This is a genomic window from Enterobacter sp. TCD1-1, assembly GCF_020567405.1.
GTDB lineage: Bacteria > Pseudomonadota > Gammaproteobacteria > Enterobacterales > Enterobacteriaceae > Enterobacter > Enterobacter quasiroggenkampii.
Map to the genome: position 1 here is coordinate 819,300 of NZ_JAJCXF010000001.1, position 21,920 is coordinate 841,219.

General features: G+C 55.5%; 28 protein-coding genes. 13 read left to right on the forward strand and 15 right to left on the reverse strand.

Annotation, left to right across the window (positions count from 1 at the left end):
• Positions 1-54: 54 nt before the first annotated feature.
• The gene (locus LJA86_RS03920; RefSeq protein ID WP_008500835.1) at positions 55-282 is read left to right on the forward strand and encodes a YceK/YidQ family lipoprotein; all 228 of its coding nucleotides are present in this window, start codon (positions 55-57) and stop codon (positions 280-282) included.
• A 6-nt stretch (positions 283-288) separates the two neighbouring features.
• Here the strand turns inward: LJA86_RS03920 and LJA86_RS03925 are convergent, their stop codons facing one another.
• From LJA86_RS03925 to LJA86_RS03935, 3 genes are all read right to left on the reverse strand, one after another.
• Entirely contained in the window at positions 289-663 is a 375-nt protein-coding gene (locus LJA86_RS03925; RefSeq protein ID WP_008500834.1) for a MysB family protein, read from the reverse strand.
• A gap of 96 nt (positions 664-759) precedes the next feature.
• The gene (mdtG, locus tag LJA86_RS03930) at positions 760-1,977 is read right to left on the reverse strand and encodes a multidrug efflux MFS transporter MdtG (protein ID WP_229225672.1); all 1,218 of its coding nucleotides are present in this window, start codon (positions 1,975-1,977) and stop codon (positions 760-762) included.
• Positions 1,978-2,120: 143 nt separating this feature from the next.
• On the reverse strand, positions 2,121-3,047 hold the full coding sequence (locus tag LJA86_RS03935; RefSeq protein ID WP_045910183.1) for a Kdo(2)-lipid IV(A) acyltransferase: 927 nt from the start codon (positions 3,045-3,047) through the stop codon (positions 2,121-2,123).
• Positions 3,048-3,268: 221 nt separating this feature from the next.
• Between LJA86_RS03935 and LJA86_RS03940 the strand changes: the two genes are divergently transcribed.
• Positions 3,269-4,318 (forward strand): rhodanese-related sulfurtransferase, encoded by a 1,050-nt coding sequence (locus LJA86_RS03940; RefSeq protein WP_008500831.1) that lies wholly within the window; start codon positions 3,269-3,271, stop codon positions 4,316-4,318.
• Between the two features lie 41 nt (positions 4,319-4,359).
• Here LJA86_RS03940 and LJA86_RS03945 read toward each other — a convergent pair whose 3' ends face one another.
• The 9 genes from LJA86_RS03945 to mdtH form a co-directional block, all read right to left on the reverse strand.
• On the reverse strand, positions 4,360-4,938 hold the full coding sequence (locus LJA86_RS03945) for a YceI family protein (protein WP_045401851.1): 579 nt from the start codon (positions 4,936-4,938) through the stop codon (positions 4,360-4,362).
• Between the two features lies 1 nt (position 4,939).
• Positions 4,940-5,506 (reverse strand): cytochrome b, encoded by a 567-nt coding sequence (locus LJA86_RS03950; RefSeq protein WP_104950887.1) that lies wholly within the window; start codon positions 5,504-5,506, stop codon positions 4,940-4,942.
• A gap of 207 nt (positions 5,507-5,713) precedes the next feature.
• On the reverse strand, positions 5,714-5,827 hold the full coding sequence (locus LJA86_RS03955; protein ID WP_032645429.1) for a DUF2770 family protein: 114 nt from the start codon (positions 5,825-5,827) through the stop codon (positions 5,714-5,716).
• 60 nt (positions 5,828-5,887) lie between these two features.
• Positions 5,888-7,006, reverse strand: a complete 1,119-nt coding sequence (gene solA / locus LJA86_RS03960) for an N-methyl-L-tryptophan oxidase (RefSeq protein ID WP_229225673.1) — start codon at positions 7,004-7,006, stop codon at positions 5,888-5,890.
• A 116-nt stretch (positions 7,007-7,122) separates the two neighbouring features.
• Entirely contained in the window at positions 7,123-7,377 is a 255-nt protein-coding gene (bssS, locus tag LJA86_RS03965) for a biofilm formation regulator BssS (protein WP_008500827.1), read from the reverse strand.
• A gap of 272 nt (positions 7,378-7,649) precedes the next feature.
• A complete protein-coding gene (gene dinI, locus LJA86_RS03970; RefSeq protein WP_008500826.1) occupies positions 7,650-7,895 on the reverse strand; it encodes a DNA damage-inducible protein I in 246 nt (81 codons plus the stop codon).
• A 74-nt stretch (positions 7,896-7,969) separates the two neighbouring features.
• Positions 7,970-9,016, reverse strand: coding sequence for a dihydroorotase (gene pyrC, locus LJA86_RS03975; protein WP_045334677.1), 1,047 nt, complete (start codon positions 9,014-9,016; stop codon positions 7,970-7,972).
• Positions 9,017-9,142: 126 nt separating this feature from the next.
• Positions 9,143-9,703 (reverse strand): lipoprotein, encoded by a 561-nt coding sequence (locus LJA86_RS03980; protein ID WP_045910186.1) that lies wholly within the window; start codon positions 9,701-9,703, stop codon positions 9,143-9,145.
• Positions 9,704-9,826: 123 nt separating this feature from the next.
• Positions 9,827-11,035 carry a multidrug efflux MFS transporter MdtH gene (gene mdtH / locus LJA86_RS03985; RefSeq protein WP_045910187.1) on the reverse strand — a complete coding sequence of 403 codons (1,209 nt, stop codon included), beginning with the start codon at positions 11,033-11,035 and terminating at the stop codon, positions 9,827-9,829.
• Positions 11,036-11,271: 236 nt separating this feature from the next.
• Between mdtH and rimJ the strand changes: the two genes are divergently transcribed.
• The 4 genes from rimJ to murJ all read left to right on the forward strand — a co-directional run bounded on the left by rimJ (position 11,272) and on the right by murJ (position 15,107).
• Positions 11,272-11,856 (forward strand): ribosomal protein S5-alanine N-acetyltransferase, encoded by a 585-nt coding sequence (rimJ, locus tag LJA86_RS03990; protein ID WP_008500822.1) that lies wholly within the window; start codon positions 11,272-11,274, stop codon positions 11,854-11,856.
• A 9-nt stretch (positions 11,857-11,865) separates the two neighbouring features.
• Positions 11,866-12,516, forward strand: a complete 651-nt coding sequence (locus LJA86_RS03995) for a YceH family protein (protein WP_048222512.1) — start codon at positions 11,866-11,868, stop codon at positions 12,514-12,516.
• Positions 12,517-12,518: 2 nt separating this feature from the next.
• Entirely contained in the window at positions 12,519-13,442 is a 924-nt protein-coding gene (locus LJA86_RS04000; protein ID WP_063621368.1) for a Gfo/Idh/MocA family protein, read from the forward strand.
• A 129-nt stretch (positions 13,443-13,571) separates the two neighbouring features.
• Positions 13,572-15,107, forward strand: a complete 1,536-nt coding sequence (murJ, locus tag LJA86_RS04005; RefSeq protein ID WP_048975864.1) for a murein biosynthesis integral membrane protein MurJ — start codon at positions 13,572-13,574, stop codon at positions 15,105-15,107.
• Between the two features lie 59 nt (positions 15,108-15,166).
• Here murJ and flgN read toward each other — a convergent pair whose 3' ends face one another.
• The 3 genes from flgN to flgA form a co-directional block, all read right to left on the reverse strand.
• Positions 15,167-15,592 (reverse strand): flagella biosynthesis chaperone FlgN, encoded by a 426-nt coding sequence (flgN, locus tag LJA86_RS04010; protein ID WP_008500818.1) that lies wholly within the window; start codon positions 15,590-15,592, stop codon positions 15,167-15,169.
• 4 nt (positions 15,593-15,596) lie between these two features.
• Positions 15,597-15,890, reverse strand: coding sequence for a flagellar biosynthesis anti-sigma factor FlgM (gene flgM, locus LJA86_RS04015; RefSeq protein WP_008500817.1), 294 nt, complete (start codon positions 15,888-15,890; stop codon positions 15,597-15,599).
• Between the two features lie 93 nt (positions 15,891-15,983).
• Positions 15,984-16,643 (reverse strand): flagellar basal body P-ring formation chaperone FlgA, encoded by a 660-nt coding sequence (gene flgA / locus LJA86_RS04020; protein ID WP_023327100.1) that lies wholly within the window; start codon positions 16,641-16,643, stop codon positions 15,984-15,986.
• 157 nt (positions 16,644-16,800) lie between these two features.
• Between flgA and flgB the strand changes: the two genes are divergently transcribed.
• The 7 genes from flgB to flgH are packed head-to-tail and all read left to right on the forward strand — an operon-like array spanning position 16,801 to position 21,908.
• The gene (gene flgB / locus LJA86_RS04025) at positions 16,801-17,217 is read left to right on the forward strand and encodes a flagellar basal body rod protein FlgB (RefSeq protein WP_008500815.1); all 417 of its coding nucleotides are present in this window, start codon (positions 16,801-16,803) and stop codon (positions 17,215-17,217) included.
• A gap of 3 nt (positions 17,218-17,220) precedes the next feature.
• Complete coding sequence (gene flgC / locus LJA86_RS04030; RefSeq protein ID WP_008500814.1) at positions 17,221-17,625, forward strand: flagellar basal body rod protein FlgC; 405 nt, start codon at positions 17,221-17,223, stop codon at positions 17,623-17,625.
• Between the two features lie 11 nt (positions 17,626-17,636).
• The gene (gene flgD, locus LJA86_RS04035) at positions 17,637-18,347 is read left to right on the forward strand and encodes a flagellar hook assembly protein FlgD (RefSeq protein ID WP_032650840.1); all 711 of its coding nucleotides are present in this window, start codon (positions 17,637-17,639) and stop codon (positions 18,345-18,347) included.
• A gap of 26 nt (positions 18,348-18,373) precedes the next feature.
• Positions 18,374-19,582 carry a flagellar hook protein FlgE gene (gene flgE / locus LJA86_RS04040; protein WP_008500812.1) on the forward strand — a complete coding sequence of 403 codons (1,209 nt, stop codon included), beginning with the start codon at positions 18,374-18,376 and terminating at the stop codon, positions 19,580-19,582.
• 20 nt (positions 19,583-19,602) lie between these two features.
• Complete coding sequence (locus LJA86_RS04045) at positions 19,603-20,358, forward strand: flagellar basal body rod protein FlgF (RefSeq protein ID WP_008500811.1); 756 nt, start codon at positions 19,603-19,605, stop codon at positions 20,356-20,358.
• Between the two features lie 11 nt (positions 20,359-20,369).
• The gene (flgG, locus tag LJA86_RS04050; RefSeq protein WP_008500810.1) at positions 20,370-21,152 is read left to right on the forward strand and encodes a flagellar basal-body rod protein FlgG; all 783 of its coding nucleotides are present in this window, start codon (positions 20,370-20,372) and stop codon (positions 21,150-21,152) included.
• Positions 21,153-21,209: 57 nt separating this feature from the next.
• The gene (flgH, locus tag LJA86_RS04055; RefSeq protein ID WP_032666985.1) at positions 21,210-21,908 is read left to right on the forward strand and encodes a flagellar basal body L-ring protein FlgH; all 699 of its coding nucleotides are present in this window, start codon (positions 21,210-21,212) and stop codon (positions 21,906-21,908) included.
• Positions 21,909-21,920: the final 12 nt, after the last annotated feature.

The window sequence follows — 21,920 nt, forward strand, 5'->3', positions numbered from 1 at the left end:
CACCCGCCAGATAAAATACCGGCTTAATCGCCGGTATTTTTTTAGAGGTTACTCATGAGAATAATCATCGTCGTTCTGATGGCATGCCTGCTCAGCGGCTGCGGCAGCATCATCAGCCGCACCATTCCAGGGCAAGGCCACGGGAATCAGTATTACCCGGGCGTGAAATGGGACCTCCGTGACTCCGCATGGCGCTACCTCACCGTGCTGGATCTGCCATTCTCGCTAATTTTCGACACGCTGCTGCTGCCGATCGATGCCAGCCACGGCCCTTACGAGTAGCGTAAATTAACGCTCGTCCCACTCATCGGCTGCGGTTTGACCTTCTTCCGTATCGAGTGGTGGCTCGAGCTGAAATTCGCCCTCATCCCACTCGTGCAGGGTGTTCTCTTCCAGCCATTCCTGCCGCAGTTCGATTTCATCATAGTCACCGTCAAAGACGGCCTGCGCACCTTCACCGCTCAGGACCGGCAGGCATTCCCCTTCTTCACCCTCATCGGCAAAGAATTCGGCCTGCCACATAATATCCCCATCCTGCAGAACGTATTTTTGGATATTAAGTTGTTGCACGTCAGCATCTTCTTCTTCAACGCCGGGGTTATCGGCGAGGAACTCTTCACGAGCGGCATCAATAGCTTCTTCCAGCGTGGCGTACATGGTCATTGGTGTCTCCCTGTTTTCCAGAAGGTTTCAGGGAAAGAATAGCTGAATATCTGATTCTGCAAGTATGAATACGAAAATAAGCTTCAGGCGTTCGTCTTATTCCGCCACCGGCCGTAACGCGCGGGATAAACTGAACCACGAATAGATCGCATTAAACAGCACTACGCCTGCCGTCACGATAAAGACGGCGCGAAAACCAAAGCTGGCGGAAATGCCAGCCCCGAGGAGCGGCCCGGTGACGTTACCGATGTCGCGAAATGACTGGTTATAGCTGAAAATACGCCCGGCAATCTGGTTTGTGGAGTTGTAGACCAGCAGGGTCTGAACGGCGGGCAGTAACGCGCCGTCGGCAGCGCCCAGTAAAAAGCGCAGAACACCAAGCTGCCAGGGCGAGTGCACCATCGACATGGGGATCAGCAGCAGGACAGAGATCACCAGCGCACAGATCAGAATTTTTTCCGGGCCGACGCGGTCTCCCAGTTTCCCCAGCCTCGGGGCGCTGAGCAATGCCGCCACGCCGGGCACGGATGCGATCAGCCCGCTAATAAATGCAATATTGCTGACGTTACCCGCCAGGTCGCGAACGTACAGCGTCAGAATAGGGGCTATCGACCCGGTAGCCACCTGGATAATCATTGTCGTCACGAACAGACTCAGCACCAGTCTGGGATTTTTGAGCGAGGTCAGCACCTCCCTGGCGTGGAGCATCTCTTTCTTCGCAACGGGCGTGAAGTTTTCCCGAATACAGAGCAGGGTGACGATAAAGCACAGGAACAGCACGCTGGAGGTGATGAAGAACACCGGGCGCAGGCCATAGCTGTCGGCCAGGAGTCCGCCGGCCAGTGGCCCCAGCAGGGCACCGCTCACGCCGCCGGTTGAGAGCGTGCCCAGCGCCCAGCCGCTCTTATGGCGAGGAATTTGTGTGGCAATCAGGGCGTTGGCATTGGGAATAAAGCCTCCCAGCAAGCCCAGCAGCGCGCGCAAAATCAGGAACTGCCAGACGTTTTGCGCCACGCCCATCAGCGCCATGATGATGGCCATCCCCAGCGCCGAGCGGAGCAGCATGATTTTTCGCCCCTTGCGGTCGGCAAGGCCACCCCAGAAGGGCGAGGCCATCGCGGAAAACAGGAACGTGATGCTGAATACCAGGCCGGACCACATATTGAGCGCGCTGTGGCCCGTCACGCCCAGCTGTTCGACGTAAAGCGGCAGGAAAGGCATGACCAGGCTAAACGCTGCACCGGTGAGAAAACAGCCAAGCCACGCAACCGTGAGGTTACGCTTCCAGTTTATGGGGGCATCTGAGGGTGACATAACAATCCGCATAATGAGGTGCTGAGCACCTGAAGCATGAAGTAATAAGCCTGCTAATTATGCGCCTGGGTTATGATTGCCGCAATGAGGGGGAGCTTTTAAAGCTAAAACAGCATGCGGCCCTGAGGGCCGCACGTTGAAAATCAATAGCGGGACGGCGTGCCTTTTGGCCGGGTTTTAAAGCGACGGTGCAGCCACATATACTGCTCCGGGGCGAGCATGATGCACTTCTCCACAACGCTGTTCATCCAGCGTGCGGTGGTTTCTGCATCGTCAAGCGGCGGTGCGAGTTCCGGCTCCAGCATCATCAGCTCGTAGCCTGAACCGTCCGGCTTACGGCGGGGAACAAAAGGCACGATGGCGGCTTTGGACATCCGCGCCAGCATCCAGGTGCCGGTGGTTGTCGCGGCCTCTTCAACGGCGAAGAAGGGGACAAAAACGCTGGCCTGTGGGCCATAGTCGTGGTCGGGGGCATACCAGACCACTTCACCGGACTTCAGCGCGCGGATCATTCCCTTCAGATCTTTACGGTCGATCATGCTTTTGTTAGAGCGCATGCGGCCGTTGGTCTGGATTAAATCGATGACCGGGTTATCGTTAGGGCGATAAACGCCAATGCCGGGCGCCTGCATGCCGAACATACGCGCCCCGATTTCCAGCGTCAGAAAATGGACGCCGATCAGCAGAACGCCCGTCTGGTTGGCCTGAAGCGTATGCACCGGATCCATGCCGGTTCCCGTCACCTCACTCCAGCGAGCCATGCGTTTGTCCGGCCAGAACCACGCCATGCCGGTTTCCATAAGCCCCATCCCGACGGATTCGAAATTCTTCGCGACCATGTCGTGACGCTCTGATTCGCTCATCTGCGGAAAACACAGCTCAAGGTTGCGGTACGCGATTCTGGCGCGACGCTTCATAAACAGCTGTGCGAAACGGCCCAGAAATTTACCCAACCGAAAAATAACAGGGTAGGGAAGCTGTACCAGAAGCCATAAAAAGCCGATGCCAAGCCAGGTCAACCAATAGCGGGGATGCAAAAGGGCGGCAGTAAATGTTGGTAACTGGGTCATGTCTTTCCTGTGTTCAAACGTCCTGTTTTGCTAGTGTCTCATTTTTTGAGGCGTAGCCAAAATATCTGCTTTCGAAGCGTGCACGAATACAGCAATTGTTAAGCCTGATTAATCAGGGTGTGTGAAATGTAGCGTAAATTGTGTGGATGTAAATTGGTTTTGTTTGCTATATGATGCCGACCGAATTTTCATTCTCTCTAACGATTCCAGGACTGTACACCATGCCAGTGTTACACAACCGCGTGTCGAATGAGATGTTAAAAGCGCGTATGTTGGCTGAAACCGAACCGCGCACCACCATCTCATTCTATAAATACTTCACGATCGACGATCCGCAGGCGACCCGCGATGCGCTTTATCAGGCGTTCACAGCGCTGAACGTTTTCGGCCGCGTCTACCTTGCCCGTGAAGGTATTAACGCGCAGATTAGCGTACCGGAAAGCAAAGTCAGCGCCTTCCGTGACGTACTTTATCAGTTTGACCCGGCCCTTAACGGCTTACGCCTGAACATTGCCCTGGATGATGACGGGAAATCCTTCTGGGTGCTGCGCATGAAGGTGCGTGAACGCATCGTGGCGGACGGTATCGACGATCCTGAGTTTAACCCGGCGGACGTCGGTGAATACCTGAAGGCGGCGGAAGTGAATGCGATGCTGGACGATCCGGATGCCGTGTTTATTGATATGCGTAACCACTATGAGTATGAGGTGGGGCATTTCGAGAACGCGATGGAAATCCCGGCCGATACCTTCCGCGAGCAGCTGCCGAAAGCGGTTGAGATGATGCAGGAGCATAAAGATAAAAAGATCGTTATGTACTGCACCGGCGGTATCCGCTGTGAGAAAGCCAGCGCGTGGATGAAGCACAACGGCTTTAATAAGGTCTGGCACATTGAAGGCGGCATTATCGAGTACGCTCGTCGCGCCCGTGAGCAGGGGCTGCCGGTACGCTTTATCGGGAAAAACTTTGTCTTTGACGAGCGTATGGGTGAACGTATTTCGGACGACGTCATTGCCCAGTGCCACCAGTGCGGCGCGCCGTGCGATACCCACACCAACTGCAAAAATGACGGTTGCCATCTGCTGTTCATTCAGTGCCCGGCCTGTGCCGAGAAGTTTAACGGCTGTTGTAGCGAGCTGTGCAGCGAAGAGAGCATCCTGCCGGAAGAAGAGCAGCGTCGCCGTCGCGCAGGACGTGAAAACGGCAACAAGATTTTCAATAAATCACGCGGTCGTCTGAATACCAAACTGGGTATCCCTGACCCGGAATGATAATAACGCCCGGCACGGTGAAAGCCTGCCGGGCGACGTTATTACGATTTCTGCTGTACACCTTCAACGGAAATAATCAGCTCCACGTCCTGAGACGCCGGGCCTAAATCCGTTGTGATATTAAAATCTTTCAGGTGAATTTTCCCTGCCGCTTCAAAACCTGCGCGTTTACCTCCCCACGGGTCATCACCCTGACCCAGTAATTTCGCATCAAGCGTGACCGGTTTGGTTACGCCGTTAAGCGTCAGGTTGCCGGTAATATTCAGCTTATCGCCGTCTTTCTTCACCTCAGTTGAAGTGAAGGTCGCCTGCGGGAATTTCGCGACGTTGAGGAACTCCCCACTGCGCAGGTGTTTATCGCGCTCTGCGTGGTTTGTGTCGACGCTGTTCGTATTAATCGTCACATTGACTTTATCGGCCGCGGGATTTTTTTCGTCAAAGGTGAACGTGCCGTCAAAATCCTTAAAGGTGCCGTACAGCCAGCTATATCCCAGGTGCTGAATACGGAAATTGACGAAAGCGTGCTGGCCCTCTTTATCAATTTTATAATCCGCCGCCACGGCGGAACCGGCGGTGAATAACAGAGAGCCCAGGGCGATACCCAGCAGGTGTTTTTTCATTTTATGCTCCAGAGTCAACTGACGAGCGGCCAAGCATGCGCTTTAGCGTATCGTCTTTATCAATAAAATGGTGTTTGAGGGCGGCAAGCCCGTGAAGTACGGACAGGATCACCACGCTCCAGGCAAGCCAGAGGTGAATGACCCCCGCCGTGTCGGCCTGCGCCCCGGCATCGCTCAGTGTTGCCGGAACGTCGAACAGGCCGAAGACGTTAATCGGCTTACCGTCAGCCGTCGAAATGAGATAGCCGCTAATCAGGATGCCAAACAGCAGTGCATAGAGGGCAATATGCGCGGCGACGGCACTGAGGCGGGTAAATTTACTGTGGGTCTTTGGCGCAGCGGGCGGCGGAGAAATATGTCGCCAGATCACGCGGAAAACCAGCCCCAGCATCAGCAGGACACCAATGCTTTTATGCAACTCCGGCGCCTGGTGATACCAGCCATCGTAATAGCTGAGTGTGACCATCCAGAGCCCAAGTCCAAACATACCGTAGACGGCAAGAGCAAATATCCAGTGCAAACCTATGGATATTATTCCGTAGCGCCGGGAGGAGTTACGCAATTGCATCAGAATGTCCATTTTCAAATTAACCGGAAAGTAAAAATGAACGGGAAGGCGGGATATTGCAACTGAAATAATTGTCTATTGATTTTTATTTTATTTATTTCAGCAATTTTGAAAAGGATCGCTGGCGCTAATTCAATCTCTTCGTGCAAGCGAAATGGTGAGTTTCAATAAAGATAAATTAACGTCAATTATTGTCAGTAAGGCTTTTCAGTAAAATACAATGTAAACAAAATCAATAATGGCCAACAGCGCCCACAATAAGAGATAGAGCATAAAATGCTCGCGAATATTATTCATCAGAAAGCTAACGATCCTGCGCATAACGCCCCGTAATGCAGTGTGAATGAAACGGGCCCCGGGACGTCCGGTGCCCGTGGCGAATTATCCGTTAAAACGCGAGAGGGAGAAGGGCGTCAGATCAAACTGCGGTGCAATACCCTGGGCAAACTGCGCGGCGATTTCACCCAGCACGGAAGCAAACTTAAAGCCGTGGCCGCTCAGGCCGGTGATGAGCAGCGTGTTGTCATGCCCCGGCAGCGTATCAATGATAAAGTCTTCATCCGGCGTGTTGTCGTAGGTACAGGCCGCGCCATACAGCAAGCCGCCGACGCCCGGAAGAATAGTGCGCAGGAACGAGAAGGCTTCCGAACCATCCTGAGGAAAGGCGCCGAAAGGCTTACGCTCTTCAGGGGAGGTGATAGCCTGGCCCCCGTTGTGTTTACCGATTTTCAGCGCGTCTTTTTCTGACGGGAAGCCGTAGAACTGGTCGCCGTTGGGTAATTCGCCGGTGAAGGCCGGGAATTTATTCTGGACGCTGTAACGACCATCCGACTGGAACCAGGAGAAGACCTTGCGCACCGGCTGGATCGGCAGATCGGGCAGCAGGCGGGTAACCCAGGTTCCCGCGCTGACCAGCAGGCGATCCGCGGAATATTCACCGTCAAGGGTCGTTACCGTGACGCCATTATCGTCATGGGTGATGGCGTCCACCGGACAGTTGAACAGCTGCGCGCAGCCTGCCTTCTCGGCAAGCTCGATCCAGGTCTTGATCGCCGTTTCACAATGCAGCACACCAGAGTGGGCTTCAAAGAGGCCAATATAATCGTCCGGGACGCTAATTTCGGGCCAGCGCGTGCTAATGCCCGTCGCGTCCAGTTTCTCAACGTCCAGATTAAACGCTTTCGCGCTGCGTTCGACGCCGGCGAGAAATTCAGAATGGGCCGGGCCCAGGTTGATAACGCCGGTACGTTCGAAAATGCGGTCTTCAGTCTGTTTCGCCAGTTCGTCCCACAGCGTCTGGGCGCGAAGCACCAGCGGAACATAGCGCTCGCCTTCGCCATACGCATGGCGGATGAGGCGGGTATCGCCATGATGGCTGCCCTCCGCATGAGGCGGAAGATGGCTATCGATCATCAGGACCTTCAGGCCCGCCTGCGTCGCGTAATAACCGGCGGCAGAACCCACAGATCCGCTGCCAATAATGATTAAGTCGTATCTCATATGCATCTCGTAAACTGATGTTTTGTTAGCAGAGTAATTAACAACGCGGGGTTAGACAAGGGAGAAATAAATAAGGCACCGCGAGGGTGCCTGTTGAGTGAAAAGTGGGCATAAGCTTAGTGCCGTTTATACTCATTTTCCTGATAGTCGCCAGATTCTATTTTTGCAATACCTGCCTCTAAAATAGAAATAAACTGACGGGCGACGTCTGTTGTTAGCCACAGCGTCTGTCCAACTTCCGCTTCTTCACGGTTGAGTTGATTTGGGGTCTGGTAGTGCAAACGCAGCATCAGCGCATCGTAGCTATCTACGGTACTGATATCCCAGCCAACGAGTGGATGGGTCTGGATGACTTCACTATTCTTTTCCATTATAACCCCCTTAATGCGTGTTAGAAGACAACGGCTTTGAGGTTCAATGCATGTTTTTCTGAAAGCAACTTCAGTATACCAAGTAATAAGGGTTCCGAAGGGAAAAATAAACAGGTGGCAACACATTTTTCTGCTTTTTAGGATTGTTCGAACAATAAAACACCATCTCGTTCACGATTTTTAAAGAAGATGCCGAATTAATTTGAACTTACGGGATTTTAGGCAAAAAAAAGCCGGGGCGACCCGGCAAAAAACACAATGAGGGAGCAGTGTTAATCCGTGATGAACCAGTCGTCAGCGCTTTCCCACGTTTCCTGCAGGATTTCGCTGATGCGATCTTTATCTTCTTTTGCGGCACCAATAACGGAAAGGTTGTTTGCCGCGGCGTAACGCACCGTGACGGCACCGGCGTTGTCAGGAAAGGTATTGTTAATACGACGGGATAATTCGCCTGCCAGTGCATCAAGCGCGCCGGCAGGCAGAACGGTAGTTTTGGCTATGGTGACTTCAATACGCATAAATGCCCCCTGTGTAATATACTGTTTATTTATACAGGTATATTATCAGTTTGACAACAAGGGGCATTGATTTTTTAACGTTTTACCGTCCAGCTTACGGTTTCACCCGCCAGGAATGGGATCAGCGTGTCATCCGTCAGGGCAATGGACTCCTCAACGTGGCTCGCTTTACGCTCCAGTTCGATGAAGGTGTCATTGACTGGCAGGCCGTAGAAGCGTGGGCCGTTAAGAGAGCAGAATGCTTCGAAATGTTCCAGCGCGTTCATCTCTTCAAATACAGTTGCGTAACTGGCAAGCGCCGTTGGGGCGTTGAAGCAGCCTGCACAGCCGCAGCTTGCCTCTTTACGATGGCGGGCGTGAGGCGCGGAATCGGTACCGAGGAACGCGCGGGAGAACCCGCTGGCGACCAGCTCACGCAGCGCCTGCTGGTGGATGTTGCGCTTGAGGATAGGCAGACAGTAGAGGTGAGGGCGCACCCCGCCCACCAGCATGTGGTTACGGTTAAACATCAGGTGTTGTGGCGTAATGGTGGCGGCGATGAGATCGTTGCCGTCACGCACGTACTCTGCCGCGTCTTTGGTGGTGATATGCTCAAAGACTACCTTCAGCGCGGGCAGGCGCTGGCGCAGAGGCTCCATCACGGTCTCGATAAAACGGGCTTCACGGTCGAAGATGTCAATGTCAGCATGCGTCACTTCACCGTGAACCAGCAGCGGCATACCCAGTTTCTGCATGCGTTCCAGAACCGGCATAATGGCATCAATGCTGGTGACGCCGTGGCTGGAGTTGGTGGTGGCATTCGCCGGGTAGAGTTTCGCTGCCGTAAACACGCCTTCGTTAAAGCCGCGCTCCACTTCGTTCGGATCCAGTGAATCGGTCAGGTAGCAGGTCATCAACGGGGTAAAATCGTGTCCCGCAGGGACGGCGTCGAGGATGCGCTGGCGATAGGCTATCGCGGCATCGACGGTGGTGACTGGTGGCACCAGGTTAGGCATGACAATCGCGCGGCCATAAATTTCGCTGGTATAAGGCACGACGGTTTTCAGCATATCACCATCACGCAGATGAATATGCCAGTCGTCAGGGCGGCGGATTTTAAGAACCTGGGGTTGTGCAGTCATGGAAGCTCCGGCTTGTCAGGAATCAGTCATTAGGATGGCTGTTTTTGCCGGACACAAATCATAAGCGGAAACGTTTTCGTTTGCACACTTTTCCGTAAAAAAAAGGGCGCCGCAGCGCCCTTCAGGTTAATCGGTGAAAGGAATGATAATTTCACCCGGCTTAACCTCTATCCCTTTTGCGTATTTTTTCGCCAGGGCTTCACCCTTGCTTTTGTCTTCACTTAAGACGTACGCGGGCTGCTGGTTAAAGTAATTCCGCAGCGACTGATTCAGATAGGGCATCAGGGTTTGCAGTACCGGCGCCATTTTGTCCGGAGACACCTGCGCATCGACGACTTCCATCTCCTGGAGGAAAATTGCCCCTTTCTCTTTATTGAAAACAGGGAGTGCTTTCAGCTTGAGCTTGATGTTGGCTTTCTGGTTACCAAAGAGGGAGGACATATCGAGGTCCGCATCACCGGCCAGGGTGACTTTGTTTGGCTCTTCGCGTCCGATCTGGCTGGTGAGATTTGTGAGCACGATATGCGCATCGGCAAGACCCGGTACGCCAATGTCTTTCGAGAAATTGTTATGTTTTTCCAGCGCCTGATTAATTTCCTGTTCACTGACGGTATATTGCGTGAGCTGGTTACAGCCAACCAGCAGACCGCTGACAACCAATGCCGCGGCTAAGACAATTTTCTTCATAGTGTTCCTCAACGAAAAATCGGCGCTTCTGTCCTGTTACGCCAGTATGTCAGCGTGAATGGGTAGAAACCAGCAGAAAAAACTGAGAAGTGGGGCGGGAGCGGCGCCCGCCCGAGGGAAAAGTTATGCGCCTGGCTCGAGCATGCCGCTCGCGCTGCGTTTCTGGCTGAACTGCCACCACAGGGCGAGTAGCGTCATAAAGCCCACCGCGCCAAGCATCATCCACGGGAGTTCAGGTTGATTTAACGCTTTGCCGGCATCAAACAACCAGCCGCCCCCGGCGTAACCAAATGCCCCGCCGAGTGCCAGCCCCAGACGGCTGAACCCCATATAGCTGCCGCGCGCACGCGCATCCGCAAGCGAGGCGCTCAGCGTTTCGCGGGCAGGCTCGGCGATGATCGAGCCAATATAGAATGTGCAAATCAGCGTAAACAGCTGCTGGAGCGTGTTCACCAGGCCGATCGGCATCATGCTCAGCGTCATCAGGAACAGTCCGGCCATCAGACGATGTTCCAGACGAAAACGTCGCTCGCTCCAGCGGGCAATCGGATAGAGCAGCGTTAACGACAGGCAGGCTTCGATGGCGTACATCCATTTCACCGCCGCAGGGGTACCTGCAATGTCGTTAACCATGATCGGCAGCATCAGCATGACCTGCACGGCCAGCATGTAATATCCCGTCAGGGTCAACACATAGGTGACAAAGCGCTTGTCATGCAGGACGCGACCAAGCCCTTCCCGGACCGGCGCTTTCACCGTCGACAGTTTCCACGCCGGCAGGAACAGGCCATTAAACAGCGCGCACAGAATAAAGAGCACCGCGCCAGCCGCACAGACCAGACGGAAGTCATACTGCAGCAGCCAGCTTCCCAGCAGGGCGCCGACAACCGCCCCGGCACTGTCCTGCATCATGAGAATCGAGAAGAAGCGGCCGCGGTGCTGCGGGCGAATCAGCTTTACCACCAGCGCGGTGCGGGGCGGATCGAACAGCGTGCCCCCGATACCGGAGAGGAAACAGGAGAACCAGAGCAGCCACGGCTCCTGAGCGACCGCCATCGTGGCAAAGCCTGCCGCGCGCAGCAGCATACCGGTTACGATCATCGGTTTAGCACCAAAGCGGTCGGCGATGGCCCCGCCAAAGACGCCCAGGCCCTGCTGGACAAACTGGCGTAGCCCAAGGGCAATGCCGACCATGAGTGCCGCCCAGCCCATCTGATCGACAAAGCGGATCGAAATAAGCGGAAAAACGACAAAAAAGCCGAGCACGACCAGCATGTTATCGACGAGCAGGAAATATTTACCCAGGCTCCTGGCCTGTGATACGCGGGACATTTTCCCTCCAGGGAAAATAAGATGGTGAGCACGCTAACATTCTGCGGTGTCGCCGCGTTTTTTCCCACCCCTGAACGCGACAATATTTTTTTATCAAAAGGGTGCTTTGATAGAGAGTTCTCATCGAAAAGTGTGAAAAGAGGTGAAAATGGTATGTCACTGTTTTCACAGACGGCGCAGGCGCAGGTATAGTAAAGCTAATGGGTAAGCGGAAGTGACGGGAAGGAGTGGTATCGATGTTTGGCTATCGCAGTAATGTGCCAAAAGTGCGTCTGACAACGGACAGGCTGGTCGTTCGTCTGGTGCATGAGCGTGATGCCTGGCGTCTGGCGGATTATTACGCCGAGAATCGCCAGTTTTTAAAACCCTGGGAACCCGTTCGGGATGAGAGTCATTGTTACCCTTCCGGCTGGCAGGCGCGCCTCAGCATGATTACGGAATTTCACAAGCAGGGCAGCGCGTTTTATTTCGCGCTGCTGGATCCTGAAGAGAAAGAGATTATCGGGATCGCCAATTTTTCAAACGTGGTGCGGGGATCGTTTCACGCCTGCTACCTTGGCTACTCTATCGGCCAGAAGTGGCAGGGACAGGGGCTGATGTACGAGGCGCTGACGGTAGCGATCCGCTATATGCAACGCACGCAGCACATCCATCGCATTATGGCGAACTATATGCCGCATAACCAGCGCAGCGGAAATCTGCTGGCGCGTTTAGGGTTCGAGAAAGAGGGTTACGCCAAAGACTATCTGCTGATAGACGGAGAGTGGCGCGACCACGTTCTGACGGCATTAACCACCCGGGACTGGACTGCAGGTCGTTAAGGAGAAAAGATGAAGTATCAGCTAAACGGTACAGAAGCGCGCGTGATTGGGTGCTTACTCGAAAAACAGGTCACCACGCCGGAGCAGTATCCGCTCTCCGTCAACGCCGTGACCATGGCCTGCAACCAGAAAACCAACCGCGAGCCGGTGATGAACCTCAGCGAACATGACGTTCAGGAGGTGCTGGACGCCCTGGTAAAACGCCACTATCTGCGCACCGTCAGCGGATTCGGCAACCGCGTGACCAAATACGAACAGCGCTTTTGTAACTCCGAATTTGGCGACCTGAAGCTGAGCAGCGCGGAAGTGGCGGTCATCACCACGCTGTTGCTGCGCGGGGCGCAAACGCCGGGAGAACTGCGCTCGCGCGCTTCCCGTATGCATGAGTTCAGCGATATGCAGGAGGTCGAGCAAACTCTGGAAGGGCTGGCTTCTCGCGAAGACGGCCCATACGTGGTGCGTCTGGCGCGCGAGCCGGGCAAACGTGAAAGCCGCTATATGCATCTGTTCAGCGGTGACGTTGATATTTCAGTTAAATCCAGCGCAACCGATCTGAATGCTGGAGATGACGATTTGGTTGCCCGCGTAGAGGCGCTGGAAGACGAGGTCGCAGGGCTGAAACAGCGTCTGGATGCCTTGCTGGCACATTTGGGAGACTGACGGTGAAAAAATTACGCGTAGGCGTGGTGGGGCTGGGCGGTATCGCGCAAAAAGCCTGGCTGCCTGTTTTAGGTGCGGCGACGGACTGGACCCTGCAAGGGGCATGGTCACCCACCCGAGAAAAGGCAGAACGTATCTGCGAAACCTGGCGCATGCCGTATGCTGCCTCATTGCAGGATCTGGCCCGCGAGTGTGATGTGGTATTTGTCCATACCTCAACGGCAACCCATTATCAGGTGGTGAGCGAGCTGCTCAATTTGGGGGTTCACGTCTGCGTGGACAAACCGCTGGCGGAAAATGTTCAGGATGCCGAGCGGCTGATTGAACTGGCCGCGCGCAAAAAACTGACGCTGATGGTCGGTTTCAACCGCCGCTTCGCACCGCTTTATCAGCAGTTGAAGGCACAGTCGGACACGCTTTCCTCGCTGCGGATGGATAAACACCGCACAGACAGCATCGGGCCGAACGATTTGCGCTTCACGCTGCTGGATGACTATCTGCACGTTGTGGATACGGCGCTGTGGCTCGCCAGCGGCAATGCGCAGTTGCAAAGTGGCACGCTACTGACGAACGAGCAGGGTGAAATGGTCTACGCCGAACATCATTTCTCGATTGACCATCTGCAGGTAACCACCAGCATGCATCGTCGTGCGGGCAGCCAGCGAGAATGCGTCCAGGCCGTCACCGACGGCGCGTTGTACGACATTACCGACATGCGTGAATGGCGGGAGGAGAAGGGCAGCGGCGTGGTGACGCTACCTGCCCCTGGCTGGCAGAGCACGCTTGAACAGCGCGGTTTTGTCGGTTGCGCCCGTCACTTCATCTCCTGCGTGCAAAATCAGACGGTTCCTGAAACGTCCGGCGAGCAGGCCATCATGGCGCAGCGCGTTGTGGAAAGGCTCTGGCGCGAGGCCATGAGTGAATAACTCGCTGTAACATCTGCGGATAGTAATTCGTTGAAATCCGGGTAGACTAAGCGCCGCTTGTAGGCTTTGCCGGGTGGCGCTTACGCTTGCCCGTCCTGGAAATCCGTATGGTTCTGGAAATTCACGTTAATGAACTTATTAAAATCGCTGGCGGCCGTCAGCTCGATGACCATGTTTTCCCGCGTGCTGGGTTTTGCGCGCGACGCCATTGTGGCAAGGGTATTTGGTGCAGGGATGGCCACGGACGCCTTTTTCGTCGCGTTCAAATTACCGAACCTGCTGCGTCGTATATTTGCGGAGGGGGCGTTTTCTCAGGCATTCGTCCCGATCCTGGCGGAATATAAAAGCAAGCAGGGCGAGGACGCAACGCGCGTCTTTGTGTCTTATGTCTCCGGCCTGCTGACGCTGGCGCTGGCGGTGGTGACCGTCCTCGGGATGCTGGCTGCGCCCTGGGTGATTATGGTGACCGCGCCCGGCTTTGCCGATACGGCCGACAAGTTTGCCCTGACCTCGCAGCTTTTGCGCATCACCTTCCCTTATATTCTGCTGATCTCGCTGGCCTCGCTGGTGGGGGCGATCCTCAACACCTGGAACCGCTTCTCTGTTCCCGCGTTTGCGCCGACGTTCCTTAACGTCAGCATGATCGGCTTTGCCCTGTTCGCTGCGCCGCACTTCAACCCGCCGGTACTGGCGCTGGCTTGGGCGGTCACCGTGGGCGGCGTGCTACAGCTGGCGTATCAGCTGCCGCATCTGAAAAAAATCGGCATGCTGGTGCTGCCGCGCATCAACCTCAAAGATGCCGGGGCGATGCGCGTCATCAAGCAGATGGGGCCCGCCATTCTCGGCGTCTCCGTCAGCCAGATCTCGCTGATTATCAACACCATCTTTGCCTCGTTCCTGGTGTCCGGCTCGGTTTCCTGGATGTACTATGCCGACCGCTTGATGGAGTTCCCGTCCGGGGTGCTGGGCGTGGCGCTGGGGACCATCCTGCTGCCGTCGCTGTCGAAAAGTTTTGCCAGCGGCAACCATGATGAGTATTGCCGCCTGATGGACTGGGGCCTGCGTCTCTGCTTCCTGCTGGCCCTGCCAAGCGCGGTGGCGCTGGGTATTCTGGCCAAACCGCTAACGGTGTCGCTCTTCCAGTATGGGAAATTCACCGCCTTCGATGCCGCCATGACCCAGCGCGCGCTGATTGCCTACTCGGTGGGACTGATGGGGCTGATCGTGGTGAAAGTGCTGGCGCCGGGCTTTTATTCGCGTCAGGACATCAAAACGCCGGTAAAAATTGCCATCGTGACGCTGATTATGACGCAGCTGATGAACCTGGCGTTTATTGGTCCGCTGAAGCACGCAGGCCTGTCATTATCGATTGGTCTGGCGGCCTGTCTGAATGCCGGGCTGCTGTACTGGCAGCTGCGCAAGCAGGATATTTTCACGCCGCAGCCGGGCTGGGGGAGTTTCCTGGCGCGCCTGATCGTTGCGGTACTGGTGATGTCTGCCGCGCTGCTTGGCATGATGTACGTGATGCCGGAATGGTCCCTGGGTACCATGCCTTATCGACTGATGCGGCTGATGGCCGTAGTAGGCGTCGGGGTGGTGGCGTACTTTGCCACGCTCGCGGTGCTGGGTTTCAAAGTCAAAGAGTTTGCCCGCCGGACGGCATAAACGCCAAAAGGGGAGTTCACCTTAGGGTGCTCCCCACTGCATAATTTGTCGCTTTAGCGTCAAATCGAAATCTTTTTCACACCCGCAATACGTGCAGTCGCTGTCTGACCATCCGCACCGTACAGTCCGGTTTCTTTATGCGGTTTCAACACCTCAAGCGCCTGCTGATTACGCTCAATCTGACCTTCCAGTAGCCAGCCGTTATGCTGGTTAAGATCGCGCAGGTGCTGGGTTTTTTCGGTAATGGTCTGCCAGCGCTCAATAATATCGTCATTGGCGCTGCGCTTAGGATCCTGCTCAGCGCGTCGCTGCTGCTCCAGATAATCCAGCGTTGCCAGAAGCGAACTTTTGTCTTCAGTAATACGCTGCAGCGCGCTGCCGTTGATGTGACCGGAAGAGAGATGCTGCTGTTCAGCGTCCATTACCGTTTTCAGGTCGTTCAGGACAACCGTCATTTGATCCAGTATTTCTGACAGTCGACTCATACGGTTAGTTACTCTGTAAGAAACTCTGTGCTTCCTGAATCAGGGCGTCAGCGATTTTGCTGGTGTCCATTTTCAGCTCACCGTTACGAATAGCTGTTTTCAGCGCTTCAACACGTTCCATATTGATATCGTTGCTGCCCGGTTGCATCAGTTTTGCCTGCGCGTCGCTCAGGGTCACGCTGGTGCTGTTGGACGTTGACGGTTTTTCCAGACGCGTTTTCTGCGCCGTAGCGTCATTCGTTTCGCGAGGTTGTACAGCGCTTACCGGCTTCAGGGCTGATGTACGATCAATGCTCATAGTGTTGTCCTCATCGAGGGTTCGCGGCGTTTGCGCCTGACATCATCATTAGTGGAATATTTATCGGCACGCGCCGCGAAATCTTTAAAAAGATTATAGGTTAATCAGAATATTCCCATCAGCATCGACGGTTCCGCTTACCACCTGGCCTGAGGACATTCTGACGCGGGCGTTTTGCGCCACCGCGGCATTGTTCAACGCTTTCCCTTCACTGTTGATGCTAAAGCCATCTCCGTTGGCGACCACCATCACCTGCTGGCCTGCTTTTACCCGCCATGCCTGACGCAGCATGGAGATCTGTATCGGCTGGCCTGGCGCGACGTCGCGCAAGCTGACGGCGTCCTGTGCCTGGTTAATATCCAGCATGGTGCGTGGCGGCAGTTGATCCAGACGGCCGCGCTTCAGCGTCACGCTGTTTGTCTGCAGCACGCTGCCGCGCGCAATGGGCACGGCAGCGACAACATAATTGCCCGTCGCCTGAACGGCAACCTGTAAATAGCGTTTTTCGTTGGCGCAGCGTGCCAGCACGTTCACATTCCCCCAAAGCTTTGTGAACCCCACCACGCTGAAGGACGGCTGATCACACGTCGGGTACAGATTCGGTGGCGTGCGCACGGTAACGGTCACGTCATCGCTAAAGCCTGCCAGTTTTTCAGCAAAAAAAGCCGTTAGCCGATCCTGTAACCCTTCAGCCTGCGCCAGAGGGCTTAACAGTAAGAGAGCCGCCACCAGACCACGTTTTAACGTTTGCATCGCAAGTTCCACCGTTTCCAGAGTTGAACGAATTCTACCTGCAGTGGTTTTGCATCAACGGAATAAATAGCGACGCATTTTGCGCTTATTCCGTCGATAGGGGAGACCGGGTGAGATTTAAGCTGTGAACTGAAATTTTGCCATCAGCGGAGGAGACATGCTCGATAAACTCGACGCCGCGTTACGTTTTCAGCAGGAAGCGCTCAACTTACGCGCCCAGCGGCAGGAGATTTTAGCCGCCAATATCGCTAACGCCGATACCCCGGGGTATCAGGCGCGCGATATTGATTTTTCCAGTGAACTCAAAAAGGTGATGGAGCGTGGACGTGCCGAAGGAACGGGTGTTGCACTTGCCATGACATCCTCTCGCCATATTCCTGCTCAGGCGATGACCGCGCCAGCGACCGATTTACTTTATCGCATTCCCGATCAGCCCTCACTCGACGGTAACACCGTGGATATGGACCGGGAGCGTACCCAGTTTGCCGACAACAGCCTGAAATACCAGACGGGCCTGACCGTACTCGGCGGACAAATCAAAGGCATGATGAACGTCCTGCAGGGGGGGAACTGATAGATGGCCTTGCTGAATATTTTTGATATCGCCGGTTCGGCGTTAACCGCACAGTCCAAACGCCTGAACGTGGCCGCCAGTAACCTGGCGAACGCCGACAGTGTTACCGGACCCGACGGCCAGCCCTATCGTGCCAAACAGGTTGTCTTTCAGGTCGATGCTGCGCCAGGCGCGGCGACGGGCGGCGTGAAGGTCTCTGATGTGGTAGAGAGCCAGGCGCCGGACAGGCTGGTGTATGAGCCGGGTAACCCGCTTGCGGATGCCAGCGGATACGTGAAGATGCCAAACGTGGATGTGGTGGGTGAGATGGTGAACTCCATGTCGGCTTCCCGTAGCTACCAGGCCAACGTCGAAGTGCTTAATACCGTGAAGAGCATGATGCTCAAAACACTCACTCTCGGCCAGTAAAGGAGACATGCATGTCCATCGCCGTAAATGTGAATGATCCTACGAACTCGGGTGTTAACAACACAAAGAGTACGACAGGTTCTAACTCCCTGACGGGGAGTAACGCCGCCGACCTTCAGGGCAGCTTTCTGACGCTGCTGGTGGCGCAGCTTAAGAACCAGGATCCCACCAACCCAATGCAGAACAACGAACTGACCACGCAGCTTGCGCAGATCAGTACCGTGAGCGGCATTGAGAAACTGAACACCACCCTCGGTTCCGTCTCTGGGCAGATTAACAGCGCCCAGTCTCTGCAGGCGGCAAGCCTGATTGGCCACGGGGTGATGATCCCGGGAACCACGATTCTGGCAGGCACCAGCACCACCGACGGCAATACCACCACGACGACCACGCCGTTTGGCGTTGAGCTCCAGCAGCCAGCTGAGAAGGTGACGGCAACGATCACGGATGCCAATAACGTGGTGGTTCGCACCATTGATATCGGCGAGCTGAAGGCGGGCGTTCACACCTTTACCTGGGATGGCAGCCTGACCGACGGCACCAAAGCACCAAACGGATCCTACAAAGTGGCAATCAGCGCCAGCAACGGGACGACCCAGCTGGTAGCGCAGCCGCTGCAGTTCGCGCTGGTCCAGGGCGTGATTAAAGGAAGCGACGGCAACAAACTGGATTTGGGAACCTCTGGTTCCACCACACTCGACGAAGTTCGGCAGATTATCTAAGCCTTAACACTTATCAGGAGTAAGTCATGGCCTTTTCTCAAGCGGTCAGCGGCCTGAATGCTGCGGCCACCAACCTGGACGTCATTGGCAACAACATCGCCAACTCCGCGACCTATGGTTTTAAATCCGGTTCTGCTTCCTTTGCAGACATGTTTGCCGGTTCCAAAGTCGGCCTGGGCGTGAAAGTTGCGGGCATCACTCAGGACTTTAGCGACGGCACCACCACCAACACCGGTCGTGGTCTGGACGTTGCCATCAGCCAGAACGGTTTCTTCCGTATGGTCGATTCCAACGGCTCTGTGTTCTATAGCCGTAACGGCCAGTTCAAGCTGGATGAAAACCGTAACCTGGTGAACATGCAGGGGATGCAGTTAACCGGTTATCCGGTTGCCGGGACGCCATCAACGGTTCAGACCGGGGCGAACCCGCAGGTCATTAATATCCCAACCACGTTGATGGCCGCGAAGTCCACCACCACGGCTTCCCAGCAGATTAACCTGAATTCTACCGATACCGCGCCGACCACCGCTTTTGATCCGGCTAACCCGGACACGTACAACAAAAAAGGTACGGTGACCGTCTTTGATAGCCAGGGTAATGCGCACAACATGAACCTGTTTTATGTCAAAGATGCGACCCCAGCTAACTCCTGGAAAGTGTATGCCCAGGACGGTAGCGTCGCAGGCAGCACGGCGGCACTGGCCACCACGCTGACCTTCGATAATAACGGTACGCTGACCGGTGGTGGAAATATCAACATCACTACCGCGACCATCCCAGGTGCGACGCCAGCGACCTTCGCCATGAGTTTTGCTAACTCCATGCAGCAGAACACCGGTGCGAACAATATCGTCGCGACCAGCCAGAATGGTTTTAAACCAGGCGACCTGGTGAGCTACCAAATCAATGACGACGGCACTGTGGTCGGTAACTACTCCAACGAACAGACCCAGGTTCTGGGCCAGATCGTGCTGGCAAACTTCGCCAACAACGAAGGCCTGAAATCGGAAGGCGACAACGTCTGGTCTGCCACCCAGTCCTCCGGTGTGGCGCTGCTGGGTACTGCCGGAAGCGGTAACTTCGGCACGCTGACCAACGGTGCGCTGGAAGCCTCGAACGTCGATCTGAGTAAAGAGCTGGTGAACATGATCGTCGCGCAGCGTAACTATCAGTCGAACGCGCAGACCATCAAAACCCAGGACCAGATCCTCAACACGCTGGTTAACCTGCGTTAAGCGGCTAACAGGAAAGCGCAATGGATCACGCAATATATACCGCGATGGGCGCGGCAAGTCAGACGCTCAATCAGCAGGCCGTTACCGCCAGCAACCTGGCAAACGCCTCAACGCCGGGCTTTCGTGCGCAGCTTAATGCGCTGCGCGCGGTGCCGGTAGAAGGGCTTTCCCTGCCGACCCGTACACTGGTGACCGCATCGACCCCTGGCGCCGATATGACGCCAGGGCAGATGGACTACACCTCACGCCCGCTGGACGTGGCTCTGCAGCAGGACGGCTGGCTGGCGGTGCAAACGGCGGACGGCAGTGAAGGCTATACCCGTAACGGGAACATTCAGGTGAGCGCGACGGGCCAACTGACGATTCAGGGGCATCCGGTGATGGGGGAAGCGGGTCCGCTGACCGTACCGGAAGGCTCTGAGCTGACTATCGCTGCGGACGGCACCATTTCGGCGCTCAACCCGGGCGACCCGGCCAATACCGTTGCGCCCGTCGGTCGTCTGAAGCTGGTTAAGGCGGAAGGCAAAGAGGTGCAGCGTGGCGACGACGGCATGTTCCGTCTGACCCAGGCGGCGCAGGCGACGCGGGGTGCCACCTTACAGGCCGATCCGAGCATCCGCGTGATGTCCGGCGTTCTGGAAGGCAGTAACGTCAAGCCGGTCGAAGCCATGACCGACATGATCGCCAGCGCCCGCCGCTTTGAAATGCAGATGAAGATCATCAGCAGCGTGGATGAAAACGCGGGCAAGGCTAACCAACTTCTGGCGATGAGCTAACAGGATTCCTTATGATCAGTTCTTTATGGATCGCGAAAACTGGCCTGGACGCCCAGCAAACCAATATGGACGTGATTGCCAACAACCTGGCAAACGTAAGCACCAATGGTTTCAAGCGTCAGCGCGCCGTTTTCGAAGATTTGCTTTATCAAACCATCCGCCAGCCGGGGGCGCAGTCTTCTGAACAGACGACGCTGCCATCGGGTCTGCAGATCGGTACCGGTGTTCGTCCGGTGGCCACCGAGCGTCTGCACAGTCAGGGCAACCTGTCTCAGACCAACAACAGCAAAGACGTGGCGATCAAAGGCCAGGGCTTCTTCCAGGTGCAGCTGCCTGACGGGACTTCTGCCTACACCCGCGACGGCTCGTTCCAGGTCGATCAGAACGGCCAGCTGGTGACGGCGGGCGGTTTCCAGGTCCAGCCTGCGATTACCATCCCGGCGAACGCCCTGAGCATCACCATCGGACGTGACGGTGTGGTCAGCGTAACCCAGCAGGGGCAGGCCGCGCCGGTTCAGGTTGGGCAGCTCAACCTGACCACCTTCATGAACGATACCGGTCTGGAAAGCATTGGTGAGAACCTCTACACCGAGACGCAATCCTCCGGTACGCCAAATGAAAGTACGCCAGGCCTGAACGGTGCGGGCCTGCTGTATCAGGGCTATGTTGAAACCTCCAACGTGAACGTGGCGGAAGAACTGGTGAATATGATCCAGGTCCAGCGCGCGTATGAAATTAACAGTAAAGCAGTGTCGACGACCGACCAGATGCTGCAGAAACTGACGCAACTCTAAGGTGTAGCCCGGTGCGGTAAACGCCGCGCCGGCTCCCTGTTTTCGAAGATGAAGGCAATGCAAAAAAACGCGGCGTTTCGTTATCCGATACTGACTGTTCTGGCCGTCACCCTCAGCGGGTGTGCCTGGATCCCGTCTAAACCTTTGGTCCAGGGTGCGACGACTGCCCAACCCGTTCCTGGCCCTGCGCCAGTGGTAAACGGCTCCATTTTCCAGACCGCGCAGCCGATTAATTACGGCTATCAGCCGCTGTTTGAAGATCGCCGCCCACGTAACGTCGGCGATACATTGACCATTGTGTTGCAGGAAAACGTCAGCGCGAGCAAGAGCTCGTCGGCGAACGCCAGCCGCGATGGCAAAACGAATTTTGGCTTCGACACTGTGCCACGCTATCTCGAAGGGCTGTTCGGCAACGCGCGTGCTGATGTGAACGCGTCCGGCGGCAATACCTTTAACGGTAAAGGCGGCGCGAATGCCAGCAACACCTTCAGCGGTACGCTGACGGTGACGGTTGACCAGGTACTGGTTAACGGCAACCTACACGTTGTGGGTGAAAAACAGATCGCCATCAACCAGGGCACTGAATTCATTCGCTTCTCGGGCGTGGTTAACCCTCGCACCATCAGCGGCACCAACACCGTTCCGTCCACTCAGGTGGCGGATGCGCGCATTGAGTACGTCGGGAACGGCTATATCAATGAAGCGCAAAATATGGGTTGGCTGCAGCGCTTCTTCCTTAATTTATCGCCGATGTAAGCGAGGTGACCC